The sequence below is a fragment of the Rhodopirellula sp. MGV genome (assembly GCF_002251265.1).
Taxonomy (GTDB): domain Bacteria; phylum Planctomycetota; class Planctomycetia; order Pirellulales; family Pirellulaceae; genus Stieleria; species Stieleria baltica_A.
On sequence record NZ_NPDI01000051.1, the window covers coordinates 1 to 23,563 of the forward strand.

Sequence of the window (23,563 nt, forward strand, 5' to 3'; positions counted from 1 at the left end):
TCCCGTTTGTGCTCGGGCATTTCTTTCTATTCTGCAATGTCTTCCGAGTCCCGCGGGGTGGCGGTTTTGCTTTGGTGTTGCACGTTTTGTGATGAAGACCGGTGGATTGCAAATTGCAAAATGAACCTTGCAAATTTGGATTTTGATGTTGGTGCTGGGGGACAGGGATCTTTGACAAGATCCACTACCTGGGGCTTTTGTGGGCCGGTTTGTGGTGATGGCGGTTTTGCTTTGGTGTTGCACGTTTTGTGATGAAGACCGGTGGGTTGCAAATTGCAAAATGAACCTTGCAAATTTGGAATTTAGAAGGTGGTGCTGGCACAGGGATCTTTGACAAGATCCACTACTTTTTTGTTTCGTGGTTTTGCTTTTTGAGTTGGTCTGCGACTCGGCGAAGGATGCGTTCTGCGGTTGGGCCGGTTTGGTTTGAGAACATTGGCAAGTCAGCTAAAGGTACGCCCATGCGAGCCAAAGCTACTCGCCACATGTCGGCTTCCTTCGACAGACTCATAATGGGCGATGGGCGCCGCAGAAACAGTTCACGAATTCGATCGATTGCCGAAGACGCTCGGGGACCAAATCGAGTGTATGCCTGACAGACGGCACGCATCACCTCGCGCCGCTGACGTGTTTCTTCGATATCGACGGAGTCATCAAGAATCACCGCAAGGACCGCCACCGCTTCCGCTGATTCCACATCCGCCAGTGACTCGATGAAGGCTGGTGCATCACGATAGAGTTCGGGTGTTTTCCAAATCAGCCAATGTGTCGCGGACGGATCGGCAAACGTGCCGCGAGGCATCCCGGCCAAACACTCCGCCAACCATTGACGAAGCTTTGGTGAAGAGTGGTTCATCGCGATCCGCTCGGCGAAGGCATCTCGCATTCGCAAGGGAGTTTTCTTCGTCGAATAAACGTTTGCAATCACCTCGTCGAGTTGGCTGATTCGATCATCCACGACGATTCGTGAAATCAGTCGGTCGTCGGTTTCGGTGGTGTCGAAATGGAAGAGGTCGAGGTATCGATTCGCTAGGCTCAATTGCATGTCAGTGGCATTGGGATCGTCCAGCGCCTCGGCGACAGCTTCGCGCAGTTCAACGATTGCGTCTTGATCGCATCTGACTTGAGGTCGATCGAGTGTGCTGAGTAAGGTTGATTCAGGACGAAACTCGATGTCACCGAACGTTAGGTTTTGTCGCCCGATGTGGAATGAGGCGCCCGAAATCGTTCCTGCGCCGGGATGGATTCGGTAGCCGAAGTAAAAGAATCGCGAAGGAACGGTTTGCTCATAAAACGTCTTTCTGAATCGTGTCACGCCTTCGGAGTCAACGATGGAAACGCGTCGAAGTGACGATGTTGGGTAGTGCCGTCGCTCCTCCAATCGAATGGTCCAGTCGGTTGGCTTTGCGAATTTCGGATCAACTTCCTTCAATCGTTCATCGCCAGCCAAACGCATCGCCCAATCTGCTTCGACGGCCATGGTGGCGGATCGAAATTGTCGCCCCGAGTACTTGCGAGCCAATCCTGGGTCCTTTCGGATGATTTCGCCTGGTTGAACTGGCACAAGTCCCAATGGAGTGTTCTCGGCGGCAGAGACCAGCTTGTACGTCGCCAGTCGCTGTTGACTCGCGCTCGATGTCACCACGGTGACGGAGTCAACGTTTGGGCAGTCCAAGAGTGCCAAACACAGGTAGTCGCACTGCGGGTCGCTGTTTCGGTGGGGCAATTCGATTCGTACGTGCCCATCGAGCTTGAGCGGATTGCCTAACTCGATGTCGGGTGTTGCTTGAGAATTAAATTGTGCCAGCCACTTCATCCGCGGAGGCTGCATCACGAGCCAGCCGATCGACAGCGCGATGGCAAGCGAAAGCGTTGTGGCTGCCCATGGCGATTCAATCGGCAGCACGCGGCGAATCGCCGCCGTCGCGAGTGAGTAAACAAAGACCGTGGGAGCACAGGTCAGGACAAGCCCTGGGATGATCAGGAACAGATATCCCACCGCAACGAGCATCGGACAGGTGATCGCGATGGCGGCAAGCAGTCCGGTAGCGATTAGAAAGTACTTCAAGGGAGGCTCCGCATCGCGTTGGCCTGAACGCGCAAAGGCAAATCAGGTCGATTGATTCGCGTAACCTCTGCAATCGTCGCCCTTCGTTAGTGAGCACCATTCGTCTCACTGGGCATCGGTACGCTGTTAGCGAAGCTTAGCTCAGCGGTTTTGATTGTGTCCGTGATTCTTGGGGGCCATCGCCGCTGTTGAACTCTTCGTAGTGGATCTTGTTAAAGATCTTGCTCGGCAGGGTTTGGGATGAGCCGAGGGATCTTTGACAAGATCCACTACGTTGGGAACTGGTTCCGAATGTGACGGTCAGCGATTCTGAAGTCGTCGTCGAACGAGTAAATCGTTCAGTTCGCGACGGGCCGATGGCGTCTCGGGAAGTTCTGATTCCTCGCAAGCTGTCTCGAGCTCGTTTGTCAGTCGCTCGTACTCGCGGGAATAGAATTCCAGGTCAGCGACGGGAGCGGTCCTTTTTCAGGCCCGGTTCGCTTGCAGTCGATCAGCTCGTCGATGTACGAAAGCTTTGCGGATTCGTTGAGCGTTGCGAGGTTGGCTTCGACTTCGCCGGTCTGCATCAAATGGATCCCGGTCAGTAGCACGCGGTAGACGTACAACAGTGGCTTGACGCGCGGAGGCGACTCTTTTGCAAAGAGCTTCCACTGGGTCGCGGCAAACCCGAGGTAGTGATGCGCGTGGTGGCGCGTGATGCAGTTCGTTGCGATCGATTTTAGTTCTTCGTGCTCGGGCGTGCTGTGCACAACGAGCGGCGAGAAGATTTGCTCCAGCACGTAGCCGTTCCGTTTCAGCATTAGCCGAAAGAACTTTTCGGCATCGTGTGTGACCAAGTCGATCTCAAGTCCGTCGTAGATGCCTTCTTTTTCAACGGTTTGATCGCCCTCTTCGAGCCCCACGACGGTTTCCAGTGGCAGCAGGTGAACGCCGCGAAGATCGAAGTCGGAATCGGGAGAGGGGAAACCGTAAAGGTGCGCGCCACTGATCGTCGCGAAGAGCAGCGGGTAAGGGTGCGACTCAACGTGCCGCATCATCTTTTGGTAATCAAGTTGCATGGTAGTGGATCTTGTTAAAGATCCTTGTTCAGAGTCGCGAATGAGCCGAGGGATCTTTGACAAGATCCACTACGGAAGAGACTTCTCCGACGCTCGCTGGCGGGCGTTGATTAGAAATGCGTTTGCTTGTTCGTAGTGGGGGCGATCGGGAAGGTTGGTGGTTTGGAATGCAGATTCGAAATCCCGTTGCAGTTGCTTTCGCCAAACATCGGCTTCGTCGAATGGCATTTCGCCTCGTTTGATCGTTAGCAACCGATCACGATACTGGCCGACTTCCACCATCATCTCACCTTCGCGGAGCACGTGGGTTCCCGAAAGCAGCAACCGAATCAGGTGCATCACGTGCTTCCATTTCACACGGCCTTGATTACGGATGTCGGTTTGCATCTTCTTGAACTGCGAGGCAACGTATCCGGAAAACGTTTGAAAGATCAGCTTCGATAAGAACGCCGATCGCATCGCAATCAGTTCGTCGCCCAGCGGAGTCGTGAACTCAACGAGTGGGGAATAGAGGCACTCGAGCACGTTGGGGTTCGCCTTGAGCGCGAGCACAAGGAACTTTTGCAGTTCCCAGTAGACCTCTTGTGTTTCATCGTTCTCCAACTGTTCCGGAACACCGTACAGCGACCAATGCAGCTCTGCTGGTGGCAAGTAGATGCCGCGGCGGTCGGTGTCAGAGGCTTCGTCATCGAGACCATAGGCTCGCGATCCGATCACGCAGCGAAAGATGACACGATCGTAAAGACCCGAGCTCATCAATGCAGTCGTTCCCGTGAGTGAAGCTGGTGTGGAAGGATCCACTACGCTGGGGAGGCGTTTGAATTCTGCTAGTCGATTGAGTTGGTCGTGGCGGATTGGGGCTTCGAATCCGTCGCTGAATTTCACGCGGTAGGCATGCGAGCGATCGACTGGCGAACGGACGATCACACCGACTGCGCCGGCTGGATGTGCGATGCGATCATTGACCGTCATGACATCTTTCCGAGCGACAACTTGGGTGCCGGGTGAATAGATTAGTGGTGTGTCAGACATTTCATGCGACTGGACGTGAAGGACATCAGAAGCTTGCGTGACACGACAGTAACCGGTGACGTTCGGTACGTAAACCGATTAAGGGTTGGTAGTGGATCTTGTTAAAGATCCGGCGTGGGTGTTGTGAAACGGGGTGGAAGGATCTTTGACAAGATCCACTACGGAGAGAGGACCAGTGAGATCCAGATTGGGGTCGTGGGTTTTGTTAAAGATCCTTCCCGGCAAACTTTCCACGCGGCGGGTCTTGCAAAGGCGTCGTCTCGCTATGTCAGTCGACTACAATTGATGGATGGATATCGTGACGCATGCTTTGATCGGAACGGCGAGTGCCGCGGGCCTTTTTTCTTCTCAACCGGCACTTGCCGTCGGCCTCGTGTTGGGAAACGTGGCCCCAGACTTGGACGCCTTGTCGCGAATTGCCGGCAAGCACGCGTTCCTTCGATTCCATCAAACTTACACCCACTCGGCCGGTGCGATCGCCGTCGTGCTGGCTGTCTCGGGCGGATTGCTGATCGCGGGACTCGCGATCTGGGCACAACTCGCGATCGGGTTGGCAATCGGAATGATGATGCATGTCGGACTCGACCTCACCAACTCGTATGGCGTGAAATGTTTGTGGCCGCTGTCCCAGCGACGCTTCGCGATGGACTGGATTTTCTTTATTGATGCTTACGTGATTGCCCTTTGTGCCATGATGTTGGCGTTGCAATTTGTTTTCCGATCCAAGGAAGACGTGGTGACCGGGTTGTCGATCGCGTTCGTCGCGATGCTGCTTTTCTATGTCGGTTTGCGACGTGGGATTGCGGCAGGTGCGAAACGCCGATTGGGCTCGGCAAATGCCCTATCAGCTTCGACATCCGTCATCCCGACGACGGGGGCACTTTTCCGATTCTTGGTGTGCCGTAAAACAGACGGCTTCGCCGAAACGTTTACGTTCGACGCTCGATCTGGTACCGAAACGGAACGACGAGTGGTTCCCATCTTGGACGAGGATGTTCCGGCCGCGATCATTGGCTGCCGCGAGTGGACTGTGATGCGGTCTCTGTCCGATTTCTATTTTTGCGTAGAAATCGACGGCAACACCTACGTCGGTGAAGACCTTCGGATCCGAAATTTTGGAACCCATTTTGGCAGGCTAGAATGCCAGTTGGGTGCGGAAGGGGAACTTGAGAAGAAGCGATGGGACGTTTGATGAACTTGAATTGGAAACATCACCCGACACACGGATTTCGTTTTTCGAGCACGGACGCCTTTGCGATCGTCGTTTGCTTGATCGCAACGATCTGGGGCCGGCGAACGATCGGCGATCTCGCTTGGTTGTTCCCGTTTGTGCTCGGGCATTTCTTTCTATTCTGCAATGTCTTCCGAGTCCCGCGGAAGCCCGAGTTGGTTTGGGCAGGATGCTTCTTGGTCATCGCGACGGGGTGCCTGATCGCGGAGGCTTCGATTCTTTATGCGTTGTGGATGGTGCTACCGATTACCGCAGGAATTCTGGTCTACGCGATTCGCTTGCCAAGCTATCACGGTATCGGGGCGATTCGTTCGGTTGAGCGCGATGAAGATCCGGCCTCGTGATGGTCGTGGATCTCGTTAACGATCCGGCTTGGGTGTTGTGAATCGGGGTGGAAGGATCTTTGACAAGATCCACTACCTGTTGCTTGCTGGGAGTTGGCATGCGCTTGTGGCGGTTTTTGTTCGGAGTAGCGTTTTCGGATCTCGGAGCGGGTGGATTGCAAATTGAAAATTTAGATGGGGGTGTGAGTACAGGGATCTTTGACAAGATCCACTACGTTTCGCTTGCTGGGAGTTGGCACGCGCTGGTGACGGTTTTTGTTCGGAGTAGCGTTTTCGGATCTCGGAGCAGGTGGATTGCAAATTGCAAAATGAACATTGCGAATTGAAAATTTAGACGTGGGTGTAGGCATAGGGATCTTTGACAAGATCCACTACGTTTTGAGGTTTTTACGGTTAGAAATGCTCGGGGAGGACTTTGCCGGTGCGGGCGTCGACGCGGTGGAGTCTGGTGCGCTCGCCGGTTTCGCTGTTGCCGGTTTTTAGCGAGACCAACCAGTAGGGCTCGTCGGGAACGTTCGCGGCGACCATGTCACGACGGATCGCTGGATCGTACACGCCGTTTTCGCTGTAAAGCTTGGCGTGAAATTCACGCTCGCGGCGAATTCGCTCGGCGTCAAAGAAGACGGCCGAGCATTTTGTTCCCGGCTTAATGTCACCGAAATGTTCGATGACGATCATGATCGCCGCTTTCTGATCTATCTCTTGCACGACTTCTCCGTTCGTTAATCGGTTTAAGAAGGCTTCATTGTCGTCATGCCGCGATTCAACGCAAGCGAACGCGACTCGGTGGGCGACCTCGCGATCGCAGATGACTCCGTAGTGGATTTTGTTAAAAATCCTGGCTGTGAAAGAGATTGCCTGCGGAAGGATCTTTGACAAGTTCCACTACTCGTTGTCGCCGAGGGATCTTTGACAAGATCCACTACTCGTTGTCGCTGAGGGATCTTTGACAAGATCCACTACTTTGGGATGGAGGCTTGTTTGGTTTGCCCCCGGGTGCTTTTGAATCGTTAATAATCGTTGAACGGCAGTTGCAGTCTCAACAGGATTTCAGGAGAAATCGATGGCGGTGAAGGAAGATGACGTTGCCTGGGTGGAAGCGGAAAAAGACTATGCGGTCGGTTTGGCAGACGGAAAACTGGTTTGCCGTAACCCCAAAGGTAAAACGCTTGCTTCGGTACCAAAGTGGCTGAAAGAAAGCGAAACGGGCGAATCACTAAAAGCACTCGCCGAATGGCTGAGCGACCATGAGCTGGAGTGCCAACACACGGTCGAACGGTGGATGCTCGGTTCGTTGGTGATCCCGCGTGATGTGTTAAGCGAAGTCTGGCCGGATCCCGCGTGGCAACTTGCACTGCGTGACATGGTGATCGCACCTGCTAATGCCGCGGGAAAAGTCGACTACGAAAAAACGGGGCTGCTTCGAGACGTCGACGCGAAACGCGGCATGGGCGTGATCGATCTTGATGGCGAAACGCAGTGGCATCGTGCGGCCAGTTTCACCGTGCCGCACCCGATCTTGATCGCCGACCTCGACGAACTGCGTGAACTCGCCGGTGACCTGAGTATCCGACAAGTCGTTGACCAACTGTATCGCCCTGTGGCACAGCCAACCGCCGAGCAAAAGGTGCTCAAGCAAATCAACGATTATGCGGGTGGCAAGTTCGAGCAGTTGAACTTCGCGTTATCTGTCTGTCGGCGACTGGGCTATCCCGTGCGTGGTGGATACGCGACATGTCGTGTGTTTGAAAATGGCCAATCGGTCCAAGCACGCTATTACGTGGGCGATGAATATCCCGAGTCAGAAACCTGGACCGGCGCACTTGTCTTTGTTGACGAATCGGAACACGCCATCGCGATTGGCGACCTCGGCGCGGTGACATTCAGCGAAGGCGTTCGAATGGCTTCGGCGATCTATGCGAAACGAAAGGTTGAGGACGATTCGGAGGCGGCATCGTGAGCAAGACAAAGAAGAAAACGGCGACAGGCACGAAACTGTTGGACGCCCAGTTAATCGCGGGTGGAATGGTCCATGTCGATGCCAAAGTCGACGAGGCTGCGACCGAGCACGTTGTCGCACGGAAATACGTCGGCCCGGCGATTGGTGATCGCGTCGTGGTGCGACTGGGTGCCGACCGACTTGGCCCGGCCGAAGACTTGGCCATGGAATTTCTGGGGCTTGCTTCAGCCGGCGAAAGCAAACCGCTGGCCAAACAAAGTCGGCGGGCACTCGGGTTTGCCAGTTGGGCATTGATCACGCATCCCGAGAATGCCAAGTACGCACTGAGCTTGGTCAAACGGATGAAAGCGGCGGGGCGCAAAGCGAAGTCCAAACCGGGGCATGCCTGGGACCAATACGCCGAAATGGCGGACGAATTGAATCGTTCGGTCAAGGAGTTCTTGCCACCGTTTTGGGAGGAGACCGGGCGAACGTACAAGGAATACGGCAACACGAGTTATGCCGGCCGTGCGATCGGCAAAGCATTGGAAGCCGAACGCGTTCACTCGCTGGACGTCGACAAAGAACGTCGTCGCGACGCGGTGCTGGAGTTCACACTCAGCGGATGTTTGTCCGGCAAAGCGCTCACCGAATACACCAAAGACCTCGAACGTCAGTTCGAACCGGAGGAAGCGTTCGAGACGCTTCGTGATTTGCTGGTGCGGCGAACGATGGGCGGCATGCCGCCGTTGGCGACTGCCGGCAAAGACTTGGCGAGGTTCGCGAAGGCAGCGGGGCGAGATCCCGATGCCGAAGTCGATGCGGTGCTTCAACACATCATCGCATCGCCGTCGATGGCTCGCGCACCGAAACAGTTTTGGAAGTCGGTGACAAAGAACGTGGCCCGGTTGGCAGCGTCGGACGAATCATTCGCAATGTGGTTGCTGGTGCACACCAATTGCGAACCATCCTATTACAAGGACAGTGCCGTTTGGGATTGGTTGGATTTACTTGACGAGTGGAATGTCCTGCCGCTGCTGGGAAAACCGGCCGAAGAGCTTCCCAAGGACGTGATGATTCCCGGCGGGCGGGCCGGCTGGATCAGTCGCTTGATCGCGGTGGAGTCGTGTCCCAAACCACGGCTGTTCGACTTGATTGACTTGGCAGCAGACGCGATTCGTGAAGAAGGCGAACCGTTGCGGTTGGGCGAAGGCAGCTACTACCGCAGCAATCTGGATGTCGATGTGATTGAGCACCTGCTGGATTTGGGGCTTGAAATTGCGGATCCCCCGGACCGGCGATCACTCGATTTTTCCGGTTGGCTGTTGGAAACCGTCGATCACATACGACGCAATAGCTCGCTGAAAAACCTTGCCGCCGATGATCGGTTTTATCGCAAACTGCTGGACCAAATCGCTGACCTCGTCAAGCATCGTGGCAACTCCAAGTCCCCCGCTTATGGGCGCAAACTGCCACCGACGCGGTCGTTCGAAGCGGCGGCGGCTGACAAGCCAGCAATTCATGACGTCTGGTGGAATTTCCTGGACAAGAATCTGCAAGCGCTCGAATGCGGTGGGCTTCCAGATGCAGAGAACTCGCTCAATTTGCTTGTCGATTGCGCCCGCGAGACGACCGGGAAGCAGTTTCCGGAGTTCGTCAAACGTCTGCGTAAGGTAGACCTCATCAAAACGCTGCAGCGGACTCTGCAAGCAGGCGTCATCGACGAGTACGGCTGGGATGCTCTGGATGCGGTTGACGACGAAGAACGGCTACCACGATTTGCGAACCGTTCACAATCACAAACGTTGTTGATGTTCCCTTACGTAACCGTTCTTCGCGAAGGCAAAGCGAACTGTGTCGGCAAGGAAAGTCGTGTCTTGGGGGAATTCAAACTCGGCAAAAACGAATCGCCGGTCGCCATCATTCCTGTTCGAGACGATGCCGTCTTGCTGTATCGCGATGACCACTACAGGGATTCTGCCGTATGGTTGAGTGATCCAAACGAATCCTTTGAGCCAAGCATTTCCTACTATCAGCTGGACGCGAACGGATTGATGGAGGTTGATAGCGGCGTGTTCTATGGCTCGCGTATCCTTCAATCCGGCGACCAATCGATCCCGGCATCGCGGCATTGGTACAGCGATGGTCAGCGGTACTGGGCACTGAGCGAAACCTATTCGCACTGGAATGAATTTGACACGCTTGCGAATCAAGATGATTCGCAACCGGTTCAAAAATCGTTGATCGAAATTGATCCTGCGAATGGACAAAAAGGACGAGCCAGTGTGCCGGCTTGGTTCGAGCAATTCGCTACTGCGGGGTCACGGATCGCTTGGGCGACCAGCTCGCTGATGCCGGTACCGGCAGGTTGCGAATCCTCGCCGCTTGGAGTGAAAGACGGCTTGATCGGATGGTGCATCACACGTCAACGCGATGGAACGTTCAAGAGCCAAGGCATTGACGGTCGAACATACACGAGCCCCACGGACATCGGCGATTTGCACTATGGAATGCCCTGCCTTGCGATGGTCGACAAGCCGGCTGGCAAAGGACATTGGTTGGTTTTACAGAACAACTCGGTCGTCGATTCCGAAACCGGAATCGGATTCGCGGGACCGAAAGACCGGTACCATTTCGGCCAGCCGATCACACTGCCGATTCAATTTTGGAATTACTTCCGCATACGCTGTGTGGAATCGTCAAAGCAACTGCGTAAGTTGAAACTGGCCGACGCCAAAGCGTTCTTTGACGCCGGAAAAATCGAACACGAGGCATTGAAGGTCAAAGAGGACCCGAAAAAGCCCGATCCCAATCGCGAAGCCGCATCAACGGCAGTGCGAAAGGTACTTGGCAAAGCACCGGACCGACTGGTCAAAGGAATCAGCCGTGTCGCGAGGCTTGCCAGCACCGAGCAAATCAGCTTGGACAAGTTGATCTCTGTGGTCAGCGGCGAAGCTGCCAAAGCGACCACCAAGGCAAAGGGACGCGTCGACACGTCTGCCTTCACCGATGAACAATGGGATGACCTTGGAACCGAATTGACAAGTCTTGCGATTCCGCTGGAAGGCCTCGAGCGAAACCTCGATGGTCACTACGGACAAAGATCAATCTCGGCAAAGCACCTGCTGGAAGTCGCCGCATTCTTTAAACAAGGAAAAACGTACCTTGAACATTCGCCGGCTGAATCCAAACAGGGCAAAGGAGTTCAGTTGACGAAAAGCAGCGTGAACTACGTCGGGATGCTCGATGACCCGCCGTCGGCTGCATGGCAAGCATTTTGGAAGAGGATTCATACCGGTGCGGACGATGGGGTTGCCGTTCCGAAACGTTTGGCTGGCAATTGGTTGAAAGCGTTTGAATTCTTCGCCGACAGCGGCCTGTTACAGCTGCAAGGGACGATGGCGCTTTACCTAACGGAAGATTTGAACCGCGACACGTACAACGAGCTGAAAAAGAAGCATGGTCTTCCTGAAAACGATGCGCCCGTTGCCTGGGTTGTTGGCAAACAGTGCTATGTCGTCTATTCGATCAGCAGCTACCTCGACAGTTACTTCGTTATCCTGGGCTATGCGTCGTCCGGCACATTGAAACCGCCGTCCGGTTTTAACTTCGCGACGACGATACCGATTCGAAAACGGTGGATGGCAACATCGCTCAAGACATTTGCGGAAACGGTGCCGAAGGTTGAAATGCTTCCGCTGGTCGAACAAGACGACCTCGACGCGGCTGCCGAAAAGCTAGGCCGGTCAACCATCGAAGTCGCCTTGGCGTGGATGGGTAATTACCGCAGTGTCCGTTACGGACAAGAAAAACTGACCAAGGAACTTCGCTCGCACTATGGATGGAAGGTGGCAGACATCAAGACCGCGGTCACGGCATTGGATGCCGATCCGCCTGCCGCATCGGTTCTATCCGAAGCCGCCCGTTTTGATGCGACGGGGGCGATGACCACCAAGGTCGCCCGCAACTTTCGGGCGATGGTCAACGCTTGGGCGGAGTCCTCGAAACAGTCCGTCACGATTCCCAGTGACGTCGCGACAGTGCTGCAAAAAGTGCTTCCGAGCTATCGAAGTCTGAACCAAAAGCATCTCGCCGATTTCCTTGGCGAACCGGAGAATTTCTGGCTTTTGGCAGATCGAACCGTCACGTTCGAATTAAAAAAGCAAGCTCGCTATTCAAAAGCGATTGCCGAAACGTTAGACCCGCCTAGCAAGCTTGACGAAGACGCCACCTACCCGGTGTTGTGCAGAGTCATCTGGGTGTTGAACTACGAATGCCCGGCCGCAAGCGAACTGCGCCAGTTGCTTCCCAGAGCGATTGAGTGCTTGCGAGATTACGTCGCCCGCAAAGGCACTTCGCTGCCGTTCGGAGAATCTCGTACCGTCATGGGGTATCCCGATGAGGAGGTTGATATCGAGGGAACGGTGGAGCGGTTCACTGCGGTGGTCGGTAAATGCAAGCTTGGCAAAGACAATCTCTATCGGTTCGACAACGGATTGATCTTTGGTGCGATGCTTCCCCCAGCAGTCGAACTGCGATTCCGTACTGCCAAACTGAAAACGGATGCCGACTACGATGCGTTGATCGCGGCGGCTGGTCAAACGTTTGGCTATGAATCCGACGGATCCGATTCCATCAATCAGGCTCGCTTTGTCGCCAGCATTCTGAGTGGTGAAATGGATGCCATCATCGCGAACAACCGCGATAGCTCTGTCGAAGCTGGACAGTGGGACCAAGATCCGCGAAACTCCGTCCCCAAATTGGTCAAAGAAGTCAGCAAGAAACGCAAGGTCAGCGAAGATGCCGCGGTGTTGTACTTGCAAGTGTTGGCATTGCATGACCCCAATAACAACAACCTCAAGAAATGGAACGGCTGGACGACGAAACAGATCAAAGCGGCAGCGGCTGAGCTGGTGACGGCGGAATTGCTGGTCACGGCTAAACGAAGTCGTGCCGGTCGCGAGTTTTTCTTGCCTGGCGGTTGGGAAGCGTTGAAAGCGCCTAACCCTCCGATCGAAACGTGGAAATTGCCGCTGTTTGGTTACGAAAACACTGACGCCTTACGCGGCAGTTACGGCGACGTGATCGTTTGCCCGCGCGCGGTCCATCGTCAATTCGAAGTGGCTTGGGAACGGGTTTGTTCCGGCGACGTTCCCAGTTACGAAGAAGCGAAGGTTTGACGATGGCAAAGAAAAAGACATCAGCCAAAACGGATCATTCCATCAAGCCCGCCCCGCGGATGCAGTTGCAACCCGCCGAGATGCGTTATGCCGAAGAGCTGCGTGCACTCGCCGAATCCGACACTGCGCCACGGCCGGAGAACTGGTCCTTGTCGCCCGGGGCGGTGGTCGATTTCATTTGTGGGACCGACGGCGTCAAGGTCGGCAAAACGAAAGCGTCCTCACGTGTCATCACCGAAAAGTTCGTCGGGTCTCGCAATCTGATCCAGCGCTGCGTCGTCACGCTTGCTGGCGAACGAGGCTTGATGCTGGTTGGTGAACCGGGAACCGCGAAATCGATGCTGGGTGAATTGTTGGCCGTTGGGATCAGTGGCACCGGGGCGTTCGCCGTGCAAGGGACGGCAGGGACCACCGAAGACCAGATCCGTTACGGTTGGAACTATGCGATGCTGTTGGATCGTGGACCGTCGCCGGAAGCACTCGTTCCGTCGCCGGTGATGCAGGCGATGCAAACCGGCAAGGTCGTGCGTTTCGAAGAGATCACACGTTGTTTGCCAGAGGTGCAAGACGCGTTGATTTCGATCTTGAGCGAACGACGGATGATGATCCCCGAACTGGGTGATGAAGATGCCAGTGTGTTTGCGACACCGGGCTTTTCGGTGATCGCAACCGCGAACCTTCGTGACCGTGGCGTTTCGGAGATGTCGGCGGCACTGAAGCGTCGTTTCAATTTTGAAACCATCGCACCGATCGCCGATGAAGCCCGCGAACGTGAATTGGTCAACAGCCGAGCCACCGCGATGCTGCAAACTGGCAATCCGTCTGGCGACCGCGTCGAGATCGACGAAGCACTGGTGAAACTGCTGGTCACGATTTTCCGTGACCTACGCAGTGGCCGCAGTAACGAAGGATGGCAAGTCAATCGCCCCAGCACCGTGATGAGTACCGCCGAAGCGGTCGCAGTGGCAACGGCGATCACACGTGAAGCCGTTTTCTTTCCGTCGGGATTCGATCCGATTTCGCGACTGCCCGGCCACTTGTTGGGCGTGGTGATGAAAGACGAAGCGAAAGACCGCGAACGTTTGCTGGGGTATTGGGACGGCCCGGTGCGGCGACGCGCCGAAGATGGCAGTCCGCTCTGGAAACGATTGTTGGAATTGCGTGTCGTACTGGAAGGCGAAGAGCCGGGGGCTTGATCGAAGGTGATGAAAGCTCTCGAGCCGATCATTCAATCTCGCTCGCCACTGCTAATTGGCGTGCGACATCATTCGGCGATGCTCGCGCGGGCGATGCCGCAAATTTTGCAAGACTTCCGGCCCGAGTGTCTGTTGGTTGAGCTGCCCGAGGACCTGCAAGATTGGGTGCCGTATCTCGCGCACCCCGATACGCGTGCCCCTGTCGCGATCTCGGCCGTGGATCCGCAAGGTGGTTTGTTTCTTTACCCACTCGCCGACTTTTCGCCCGAGTGGGTCGCGATCCGTTGGGCGTTTGAAAACGGTGTTCCCGTCAAAGCATGTGACTTGTCGATTGCGAGCAAAGGCCAAGCTGTTGAATCCAATGCAGCTGAGAACGCGGTACCGACCGCCCTGGATCGGCTGCTTCAGCAAACCGGCGACGCGGACACCGGTGAGCTTTGGCAACGGTTGGTCGAAAGTCCCGGTTGTGATGCGGCGGCGGAAAACTTGCGTGCGGCGGCGTTGACGTTTGGCTGGCTGGTGCGTCAAAGCACGCCGAACGTTTCGTCATACGATGTCCTGCGTGAATCGGTGATGCGTCAAGCGATCCGTGAAGCACCCGATCACAGTGTGGCCGTCGTGGGTTCGTTCCACGCACCGGCGTTGACTCCCGAAGAAGTCCACAACAATCGCGAACCAGATGCCCAGAGATTGGCTGGGCTCCGATCGGAACAATCGAATAGCACGACAAAGTCTCAAACGGATCGTGAGATGGGCGTTTCGTTGATCGCGTATTCGTTCGAGCAACTTGACGAACGGAGTGGCTATCCGGCGGGCATTCGTGATCCGGTCTGGCACCAGCGGATGGTCGAAGCGAAGGACCATGACGCGATGGATGCGGCGGCACTCGAATTTGCCACATCGATTTGTCGGCGACTTCGCCAAGCAGGTCATGTCGCCGGGACTCCCGACGCGACCGAAACCATCCGGATGATGCGCGATCTCGCTCGGATGAGGAATCTTGCTTCGGCCGGACGCGGTGAATTCGTCGAAGCCATTCAAAGCTGTTTGGTTCAAGGCGACTTGATGGGCCGCGGTCGCGCGGTCGCAAGCGCCGCGGCGGATGTCCTGATCGGCGATTGTCGCGGACAGGTGACGTCGACCGCACCGAGATGTGGACTTGCGGTGCACATCGATAAGCTGTTCAAGGAGTTGAACCTTCCTGGCCCGGAGTCGTTGACAACTTCTAAAACGGCAAAGGATCCCAAAGAGATCAAGCTAGACGTCCTGCGCAAACCGCGTGATCGAGCCCGTGCGGTCGTGCTGCGGCGACTGTGTGCCGCATCGATTCCTTACGCGACCCGAGTCGACACCGTTGAAACGGAGCTGCGTGAGAATTTGATCGAACGCTGGCAGGTCCAGTGGCAACAAGGCACCGCGGCAACGATCGAATCACAATCACGCTTGGGCGTCACGTTGCCCCAAGTCGTTGAATCGATCGTACGCTTGGCCGGTCAATCCGATGGGGAAGCGTCTGGCGATCTACCCACGACAATCTTGCGGCGGTTACGAATCGCAACGCAATGCGGACTGGTCAGGCTGGCCGGTCAGTCGCTTGCCGAGATTGATGGGCATTTCCGCAGCGTCGCCAGCTTAAGCGAATTGGTTGGTGCGATCACGATCGTCGCTCGCGTCGCCGCAGGGCATTTCCCAGGTTTGCCAACGCGTCCAGAAGACACGTACCCCGCCGTGGTCGCTGTGTTTCATCCGCCACACTCGCTCGCTTCGGTCAACGAGTTGTTGTGTACTTGTTTGGATCGGCTTGACGGCTTGGAAGGGTCACGAGACCCGAGCGACGTACAAGCGATCGTCGACTTGGTGGACTGGTTCGGAAGCGATTTGGCAGTGAATCTTGCTGAAGCCGAAAAGACAGTCGAAGCGTCTGGGCAACCGGCTTCCGACACATCAAGTCTATCCGTTGCAAATCAACAAGCACGTCTTGTCCATTGGTGTCGGCTGACGCTGGAACGGGGAAGTGATCGGATGCGTGGTGCGGCGGCCGGCGTGTTGTGCCAACTGAACGCTTGGCCGAGTTCCAAGTTCACTTCGCTGACCGAGGGTTGGCTGGATGCCGCCGTCCATCGTGACGGACGAACACGATTAACGGCGGCGATCTCTGGCGCGACACAAGTGATGTTGCCTCTCATGCAAAGCGATTCCGTTTGGCTGAGTGGTCTAGGGCGTGGCATCGCGATTCGACAAGACGCAGACTTTTTAAAGCGACTGCCTTCACTGCGAGCCGCGTTTCATTCGTTTTCGCCTGCGGATCGACGGCGATTGCTGGATTGTCAACTCGCGACAATCACGGAACGCGGATCACAGCTGAACGCCGTGGTCGACGAGGATGGCGAAGCAAACGCTGACGTGATCACCCAATTGCGGCAAGCGGACTTGGCCGGCCGTGAAGCCGTACTTGCTGTCTTTCCTGAAATCACCAAGTCGCTTAAGGAGCTGCACAACGCTCCGTCGACAAACCCAGCTTCCGACAAGACCGCTTCGGTTAAGTTCGAATCAAAAGGCGACTTGTCGCTCGCCGATCGCTGGCGGTTGGTCTTCGGTTTGCCTCCCGACGATCCGCCGCCCGTCTACTCGGGCTGTGCGTCTTCACTCGATCAACTTTATGGACGCGGTCGTGGCGAGGGCTCACGCGGCGGATTGGGAAAACGTGGTGCAGGAGGCGGCACCGGCCAGCCAACGCCTTCGACAACCGAGTGGGCGGAAGACCTCGAAGCGTTGTTTGGAAGCGACGTTTGCGAAGAAGTCCTTGGCGAAGCTGCAGCCTCAGGCAACGTCGCCGCGTTAACGATGCTAGATCCAGACACCGTGACGCCGTCCATCGACCTGCTGCAACAAGTGCTCTCGCTTGCCGGCGCGATGCCGGAGTCCAAGACGGAGCGACTTCGACGATTGGCCAAACGCATCACCGATGCACTCGCCGAAGAACTTGCCGTTCGGTTGCGTCCGGCGACCAATGGGCTGTCCACACCACGTCCGACTCGTCGTCGCAGTCGCCGGTTGAACTTGCCACGGACGATTCGCGAGAACCTTTCCAACGCGTATCGGATGCCTGATGGACGAGCTTCGATTATCGCCGAGCGTTTGATCTTCAACGCTCCCGCACGTCGCGAGATGGATTGGCATTTAACGTTTGTCGTCGACGTTTCGGGATCGATGGATGCGTCGGTCGTTTACAGTGCCTTGGTCGCCGCGATCTTGGACGGCTTGCCAGCCTTGTCGGTCCGCTTTTTGGCCTTCAGCACCGAAGTGATCGACTTCAGCGACGAAGTTGCTGATCCGCTCTCGTTGCTTTTGGAAGTTCAAGTCGGTGGCGGAACCGACATTGGGCTGGGGCTGCGTGCCGCTCGCGCTGGCATTACCGTTCCGTCGCGCAGTCTTGTCGTGTTGGTGTCTGACTTTGAAGAAGGCGTTTCGGTGGGCGGGATGTTGAGCGAGGTTCGTGCGTTGGTCGATGCGGGTGTGAAGTGCGTGGGCTTGGCGGCGTTGGATGACTCCGGCACCGCTCGCTATCACCAAGGCTACGCACAAATGGTCGCCGCAGCGGGGATGCCAGTCGCGGCGGTCAGTCCCGAACGATTGGCTCGCTGGGTCGGTGATCAAGTCAAACAGAGTGGTGGCGCCGGCGCGCATGCGACGCTTAGCGGGGCGTCCAGATGAGCGATCGTCCTTGCATTGTCGCCGAAGCGGTTGCCGCAATCATCGCCGCCGCACCGGCACGCGTTCGTAAACGGCTCGACCGACAACCGACTGCCGCACAGGATTGGTCCTGGCAGAAATCGGATTCGCAGTGGCTGATCCGGGCGGGCGAAGAAACGGTTGCCTTGACGGTCGATGCAACCAACCGAATCGCGGCGGCAGCGGACGTGACCTGCACGTGTTTGTTGTCGCCAAACTGTTTCCATGTGCTGGCATGCGTCTCATCATTGGTTTGCGTTTCAGGGACCGGCAGCGCTTCAGTAGCCGGCACCGAAAGTGTTGCCACGGAAGAGCTAGCTTACGCAGAACAAGCGAATACTGACGCCGCTGACATCGAAGATCAAGTGGCGATCACTGCGGAGATGCGTTCGGCCGCCCACCAAACCATTCACGCTATCGAAAACGTGCTGACCACGGGGGGGCGAGCTTCCGGGTTGGTGATTCAGTCATCGTTGTTACGAGCTGCGCATCAATGCCGGGCCCGTGGCTTGATCGATTTGTCGAATACCGTCATTCGAATTTCCGAAGGCATTCGCAGGTTGCGAGCGGATGACGATGATACGGATTCCGGCGCCCTCCGCCGCGACATCGTGACCGCGATCTTGAACGCACGCGACGTCTTGCGGCACGAGCAACTCTCTGTCCAAGTCGTCGGGCAAGTTCGGCGTTCGTTTCAGCCCGTGAAGCTGTCTCGGCTGACCGGCGTCATTGCCGAACCGATCCTGACACTCAGCGGTTACGCCGGCGTGTGCGTGCATTTGATTGCCCCCGATGGCCGCTGGTTTCAAGTCAATCAGTTGCAACCCGGTGACGCAGCATTGATCGTTCGAGCCTATCGCGGCGGTATCGACTTGGGAGCCTTGACGCTTTCGGCAGAGAAACTCAGCCGTGCGAGCTTGGACGTTCAAAACTTGACGGCTTCCGAAGACGGACGCTTGGGAAAGGGGACGAAAACTCGCTGGGCCGTGAGGTCCAACAACGGCAGCCCCGAAAGGTCCGGGAAGCCGCTTGATCGCTGCGAGCGTTTAAACAGCCCTCTTTCGGCGCAGGTCGACCGCGCGTTTTCCGATTCACAGCGTCCCGGTGATGACTTGGTCTGTTTCGTCGGGCGGATCGCTGGTCCGCAAGGCGGAACGCTGTTGATGACAGAAGAGACGACTTCGGAAACGTTGCGTCTGGGGATCGCGATCGATGACCAGCACGTTGCCTTTCGGAAGAATCTGCAATTGTTGGCGCGGGCACCGGGGATGAGGCTGCGCGTCTATGGCCGATTGCGACACGACTCGGCGGGATTGATCGACGCGTTGACGATTGAGCCGGTGAATGATGACAGTGATTCACCGCGACTGGTGTTGCCAGACGAGTGGCATGAACGTTGTCATCTAGGACTGGATACGTTACAGCGACATCACATTACTCGTACCGAACGTTTCGCAAGCGAAGTCGAGTTCGGCGAATCGACTTCGGCCGCGAACCAGCCGGTCGTGGCGCAGCCACTTAGCAGACGTACCTTGGCGATGGTCTTGGGAGGCCGCCGAGCGGTTCCCCCCTTCACGTCCGACTCGCACCGCCGCGACAAACGGCGACTGATTCAGCAAGCCCAACCCACCGCCGCCGAGTTGTTGGACCTGCTAGCGATCTCTTCGTCGAGTGAAACTCACGAAACGCATTTCAGGTCATTGACCCTAGCGGCCGCCGAGACCTATCTCGCCAGTGCGTTGAAGAGTTTTCAGCATGATGGGTGGAGGAAGCGGTTTGTTTCCGAGGCCTCGAGTGAGACGGAGGATCTTTGACAAGATCCACTACCAATCCCAATCAAGCATTGCGTAGTGGATGTTGTTAAACATCCGGCAAGCATTACGTAGTGGATGTTGTTAAACATCCGGCTTCTCGAAATACATCGTCCCAACATCCTTGCTCGCTACCCGCCCTCACCTGCGAAACAAACCGTTCTTCTTCAAATACGCCATCACGCGATTTAACTCGTCCCAAAAGCCGTCTTCAAACGGCCGCAACTGCGGATAACCAGGGACTAAACATCCCGTGTATTGATACGTTCGATACCCGTCCGGTTCCACCAGCCTCTTGCGTTCTGGATTCCGCGCCACGTAATCACAAATCGCAAGAAGACCTTCCTCACGCCGCTCGTCGTTTTGAAGCACGTGATCATACGCTTGGTCCTGAAGGTCGAATCCTATGCGATGCAGCGATTCGTTCACAGTCTTGCGAAAATGCTTCATCGCAAGCAGTTGATTCGATTCTGTGAACAACCCCATCCACACCATGTGGAAATGGTCCGGCATCAAGCAAAAGATCGGAGAAGCGATCCCGTAACGGAATGCGGTGTGTGCAAGCAATTCACGGAATCGATAGTACGAAATGCCGTTCAGCCAACCGGTCTGACGACCGGAGATTGTCGTCGACCAATGAACAATCGCGTCGCCGCGATAGTATTCTGGATCAAGACGTTTCAAGTGATTACGTCGCGTCATTCAATTGGCCTCCGCAGGACGAGCGAAACGAAAAGAGCCAACAATGCCCACGGTAGTGGATTTTGCCAAAGATCTCCAGCATCGCTAACCGAGGGCCGTGGATCTTGTCAAAGATCCTTCGGTCATCGTGACCCGAAAAGCCGGATCTTTAACAAGATCCACTACGTGAAGACAGGCACCGTTTCCCGACAGGCCGGATCTTTGACAAGATCCACTACTTGAAGAGAGCGGCCTTCCGTCGCACAGCTTCCAAAACCGGTGTCCTTTATTGAGTTGATCGTTGATACTTTGGCGAAGCAGCAACACGTTTCACGAAGAAACCGAAGTCCGATGAGTGAGCTCCGTCCTTTAAAGTTCAACGACCTTTCCGATGCCGTCGAAGAAGCTCGGCAATTGCTTGCCTGCGGCTATGTTCGACACGGCAATTGGTCGCTCGGCCAGATCTGCCGGCACTTGGTGTTGGTGCAAGATCCCAGTGTCGATGGCTATCCGATTTGGATGTCGCTCTTTGCTCCGCTGCGGCCGTTGGTGCGACGACTGCTGCTGCCCAAAGTGCTCAGTGATGATTCGCCGCGCGGTATCCGTACGGCGCCGATGTTTGTCCCATCCGACAATCTCGACGATGCAGCTGAAGTCGACGCGTTTGCCGCGAGCGTCGAACGATTGTTAGCGCATCCGGGGGCGTATGCGCCTCACCCAGGCTTCGGCCGATTGCCGCGCGAGAAGATCCTGGAAATCCATGCCGCGCACGCCGCCCATCATCTTCGTCACCTACAAACGTAGTGGACGAGGCGACGAGTCCCTTCCTTGCGTTGGGATTTTCAGCGAAGTCGGATCTTTAACAAGATCCACTACCTTTCCCATTATCCGGCAAGCTATAGCCGAATGTCTCGCCGTCTTACGGCATCGAGACTCGTGCGGAGAAGTTTTGCGAAGCCGGATCTTTAACAAGATCCACTACCTTTCCCATCACCCGGCAAGCTTTAGCCGAATGTCTCGCCGCGTTCCAGCATTGCGATGAACTCGGCGACTTTGCGTGTTTTCGTTTCGGGTTTTTTGGCGTTGTGGATTCGATAGTAGAACGCGTACTTCTTTGATTTCGTCAGCGTCGCGTAGAACTCACGAGCTTTCTTGGACTTCTTGAGCGCGGCCAAGAACTCTGGCGATTCGACAAAGGTCGAACTCGAGGCGTAGGCGGCGTCCCAGCGTCCGTCGGCTTTCGCCAGCTCCACCGCCGCGATCCCGGCGGGTTGCATGCGACCCTCGCGGGTTAGTCGTTCGATGTGCTGCTTGTTGACTTGCGACCAAACGCTGCGTTTCCCGCGTGGTGTGAACTTGTGGATCCACGACACCTCGTCGCCTTTGCGAACCGGACCATCGATCCAGCCAAAACAGAGCGCGACTTCGAGTGCTTCCGCGTAGGTGACGCCTTTCAGTCCGCTATCCTTTTTAAAGAACTGCATCCACACACCGCCATGCTCGGCATGATGCTTGTTCAGCCACTGTTGGAAGACGGTCGGCGTCGAAAACGCGATCACGGGCTTACCATCCGGCGACGGAATCTCAGCTGGCGAAACCGTACGTTGTGAAGTTTTTTTAGCCATCGAGTCCAAACGGAACGCATGCCAATTCGAGTCAGGAAAGTCTGCCGCGTATGATAGAGGTAAGACTAATCAATCCACAGCCCCTACTGCGTTTGGGAGCGGTGCGAGGTGAGTGCACAAATTGATCATTTCAAAAGGAACATCGAAGGGGAGATACGGCAGGTAGTGGATCTTGTTAAAGATCCGTCGCTAGCTGTAATCGGAAGCATTGCGAGCAGAAGGATCTTTGACGAAATCCTCTAGTGGGACTGCTCACGCGGTTTCTTCGCGTACCGGTGGGCAGCTTTCCGCTTTTTCGGCGTTCAGTCGAATGAATCGCTGCCATTCTTTGGGGACATCCTCTTCGTGGAAGATCGCATCGACGGGGCATTCGGGAACGCAGGCGTAGCAATCGATGCAGTGTTTCGGGTTGATGTACAGCATGGCTTCGTCCTCGTGGAAGCACTCAAAAGGACCCCCAACCGTAGTGGATGAGGCGACGAATCCCTCTCAGTGTTTTCACAGTCTGTCAAACTTCAGACAAATGTAGCGGTCGTCAATTCTCCAATCCCAGTAAGTTAGGTTGGAGTCAGGCAGTGGATTGGAAATCCAGGTGGTTCGTCACGTTGACTAATATCTGTTGCAACAGGCATTTGTGGTTGCTAGGATGATTCTGGATTGACGGGTGGGAGATGGAGTGTTGTTGGACTTGGGAGGTTCGTGATGTTTCGACGTGGGGTACTTGCTGGGATGGTCATGGGGTCGTTTGCGGGTGGTCGTGGTGGATTGTCGGCTTTGGAAGCGTTGGCGGAATCGCTGCCTGTTTCAGAGCGGATGCCGGCTTTGTTTATTGGACATGGCAGTCCGATGAATGCGATCGACGAGAATTCGTTCGTTCAAGGCTTTCGCGAGATCGCCAAAACGATCCCGCGTCCGAAAGCGATCTTGTGTGTATCGGCCCACTGGTTCGTCAGAGGCACGAAAGTCACCGCCATGCAGACCCCGCGAACCATTCACGACTTTGGAGGCTTTCCACAGGAACTGTTCGATGTCCAATACCCGGCACCCGGTAGCCCTGAACTCGCGCGACTGACCGCCGAAATGGTCAAGCCGCAGCAGGCTGAATTTGATCAGTCCTGGGGACTGGATCACGGGGCCTGGACCGTGGCGATGCACTTGTTCCCAAAAGCCGACATCCCAATCGTCCAACTGAGCGTCAATCGCGACTTGCCTCCAGAGAAGCACTTTGAACTTGGGCGGCGACTGAATGGGTTACGTGATCGCGGCGTCTTGATCCTCGGCAGCGGGAACATCGTTCACAATCTTCGACTGGTCGATTTCCAGGGGCTTCAACGGAAGAATTATGGCTTCGACTGGGCGGTGGAAGCTCGTGAGTTCGTCAACGGATGCCTGAAACGCGGTGACTACCGGCCGCTGTTCGAATACGCCAAACAAGGGCGTGCGATGCAGCTGGCCGTGCCGACGCCCGAACACTTTCTGCCGCTGTTGTATGTGTTGGGGCTGGAGCATGATCCCGCAAAACATCATCTGTTTAACGACGAGCTGCTGGCAGGCAGCTTGAGTATGACTTCGTTACGGATCGGTTGATGCGGGAAGGACGCTCCTTTCACGGCGTGAAAGACGACATTGGGCGAAACTTTTGAGAGCGGACAGGCGGTGATGACGC

15 protein-coding genes and 1 pseudogene are annotated in these 23,563 nt (G+C 55.9%); 9 read left to right on the plus strand and 7 right to left on the minus strand.

What is annotated here, in order from left to right:
• Window positions 1–343: 343 nt before the first annotated feature.
• The 3 genes and pseudogenes from CGZ80_RS18385 to CGZ80_RS18395 form a co-directional block, all read right to left on the minus strand.
• On the minus strand, window positions 344–2,068 hold the full coding sequence (locus tag CGZ80_RS18385) for a hypothetical protein (RefSeq protein ID WP_094417148.1): 1,725 nt from the start codon (window positions 2,066–2,068) through the stop codon (window positions 344–346).
• A 300-nt stretch (window positions 2,069–2,368) separates the two neighbouring features.
• Window positions 2,369–3,126, minus strand: a pseudogene (locus CGZ80_RS18390) (DNA polymerase beta superfamily protein).
• Between the two features lie 69 nt (window positions 3,127–3,195).
• On the minus strand, window positions 3,196–4,158 hold the full coding sequence (locus CGZ80_RS18395; protein ID WP_094417150.1) for a DNA polymerase beta superfamily protein: 963 nt from the start codon (window positions 4,156–4,158) through the stop codon (window positions 3,196–3,198).
• Between the two features lie 289 nt (window positions 4,159–4,447).
• On the opposite strand from CGZ80_RS18395, the gene CGZ80_RS18400 reads away from it, so the two are divergent.
• The gene (locus CGZ80_RS18400; RefSeq protein ID WP_094417152.1) at window positions 4,448–5,350 is read left to right on the plus strand and encodes a metal-dependent hydrolase; all 903 of its coding nucleotides are present in this window, start codon (window positions 4,448–4,450) and stop codon (window positions 5,348–5,350) included.
• On the plus strand, window positions 5,338–5,733 hold the full coding sequence (locus CGZ80_RS18405) for a hypothetical protein (protein WP_143544023.1): 396 nt from the start codon (window positions 5,338–5,340) through the stop codon (window positions 5,731–5,733). Before CGZ80_RS18400 ends, CGZ80_RS18405 begins: the two co-directional genes overlap by 13 nt.
• Before the next feature lie 393 nt (window positions 5,734–6,126).
• On the opposite strand, the gene CGZ80_RS28715 is transcribed toward CGZ80_RS18405, so the two are convergent.
• A complete protein-coding gene (locus CGZ80_RS28715) occupies window positions 6,127–6,612 on the minus strand; it encodes a hypothetical protein (RefSeq protein ID WP_233148512.1) in 486 nt (161 codons plus the stop codon).
• A gap of 184 nt (window positions 6,613–6,796) precedes the next feature.
• On the opposite strand from CGZ80_RS28715, the gene CGZ80_RS18415 reads away from it, so the two are divergent.
• From CGZ80_RS18415 to CGZ80_RS18435, 5 genes are read left to right on the plus strand one after another with little or no spacing between them, the layout of a single operon-like run.
• Window positions 6,797–7,693: a DUF4132 domain-containing protein gene (locus tag CGZ80_RS18415; RefSeq protein WP_094417156.1), complete on the plus strand. Its 897-nt coding sequence runs from the start codon at window positions 6,797–6,799 to the stop codon at window positions 7,691–7,693.
• Window positions 7,690–12,852: a hypothetical protein gene (locus CGZ80_RS18420; protein WP_094417158.1), complete on the plus strand. Its 5,163-nt coding sequence runs from the start codon at window positions 7,690–7,692 to the stop codon at window positions 12,850–12,852. Before CGZ80_RS18415 ends, CGZ80_RS18420 begins: the two co-directional genes overlap by 4 nt.
• A 2-nt stretch (window positions 12,853–12,854) precedes the next feature.
• Window positions 12,855–14,048, plus strand: coding sequence for an ATP-binding protein (locus tag CGZ80_RS18425; RefSeq protein ID WP_094417160.1), 1,194 nt, complete (start codon window positions 12,855–12,857; stop codon window positions 14,046–14,048).
• Window positions 14,049–14,057: 9 nt separating this feature from the next.
• Window positions 14,058–17,762: a DUF5682 family protein gene (locus tag CGZ80_RS18430; RefSeq protein WP_094417162.1), complete on the plus strand. Its 3,705-nt coding sequence runs from the start codon at window positions 14,058–14,060 to the stop codon at window positions 17,760–17,762.
• On the plus strand, window positions 17,759–19,594 hold the full coding sequence (locus tag CGZ80_RS18435; protein ID WP_094417164.1) for a hypothetical protein: 1,836 nt from the start codon (window positions 17,759–17,761) through the stop codon (window positions 19,592–19,594). Before CGZ80_RS18430 ends, CGZ80_RS18435 begins: the two co-directional genes overlap by 4 nt.
• A 138-nt stretch (window positions 19,595–19,732) precedes the next feature.
• On the opposite strand, the gene CGZ80_RS18440 is transcribed toward CGZ80_RS18435, so the two are convergent.
• Window positions 19,733–20,293: a hypothetical protein gene (locus tag CGZ80_RS18440; RefSeq protein ID WP_094417166.1), complete on the minus strand. Its 561-nt coding sequence runs from the start codon at window positions 20,291–20,293 to the stop codon at window positions 19,733–19,735.
• A 330-nt stretch (window positions 20,294–20,623) separates the two neighbouring features.
• Here CGZ80_RS18440 and CGZ80_RS18445 point away from each other — a divergent pair, with 330 nt between their 5' ends.
• Entirely contained in the window at window positions 20,624–21,076 is a 453-nt protein-coding gene (locus tag CGZ80_RS18445) for a DUF1569 domain-containing protein (protein WP_094417168.1), read from the plus strand.
• Between the two features lie 200 nt (window positions 21,077–21,276).
• Here CGZ80_RS18445 and CGZ80_RS18450 read toward each other — a convergent pair whose 3' ends face one another.
• Window positions 21,277–21,897 (minus strand): YdeI/OmpD-associated family protein, encoded by a 621-nt coding sequence (locus CGZ80_RS18450; RefSeq protein WP_094417170.1) that lies wholly within the window; start codon window positions 21,895–21,897, stop codon window positions 21,277–21,279.
• 252 nt (window positions 21,898–22,149) lie between these two features.
• Entirely contained in the window at window positions 22,150–22,320 is a 171-nt protein-coding gene (locus CGZ80_RS18455) for a ferredoxin family protein (protein ID WP_094417172.1), read from the minus strand.
• 279 nt (window positions 22,321–22,599) lie between these two features.
• Here CGZ80_RS18455 and ygiD point away from each other — a divergent pair, with 279 nt between their 5' ends.
• On the plus strand, window positions 22,600–23,484 hold the full coding sequence (gene ygiD / locus CGZ80_RS18460) for a 4,5-DOPA dioxygenase extradiol (protein ID WP_233148513.1): 885 nt from the start codon (window positions 22,600–22,602) through the stop codon (window positions 23,482–23,484).
• Window positions 23,485–23,563: the final 79 nt, after the last annotated feature.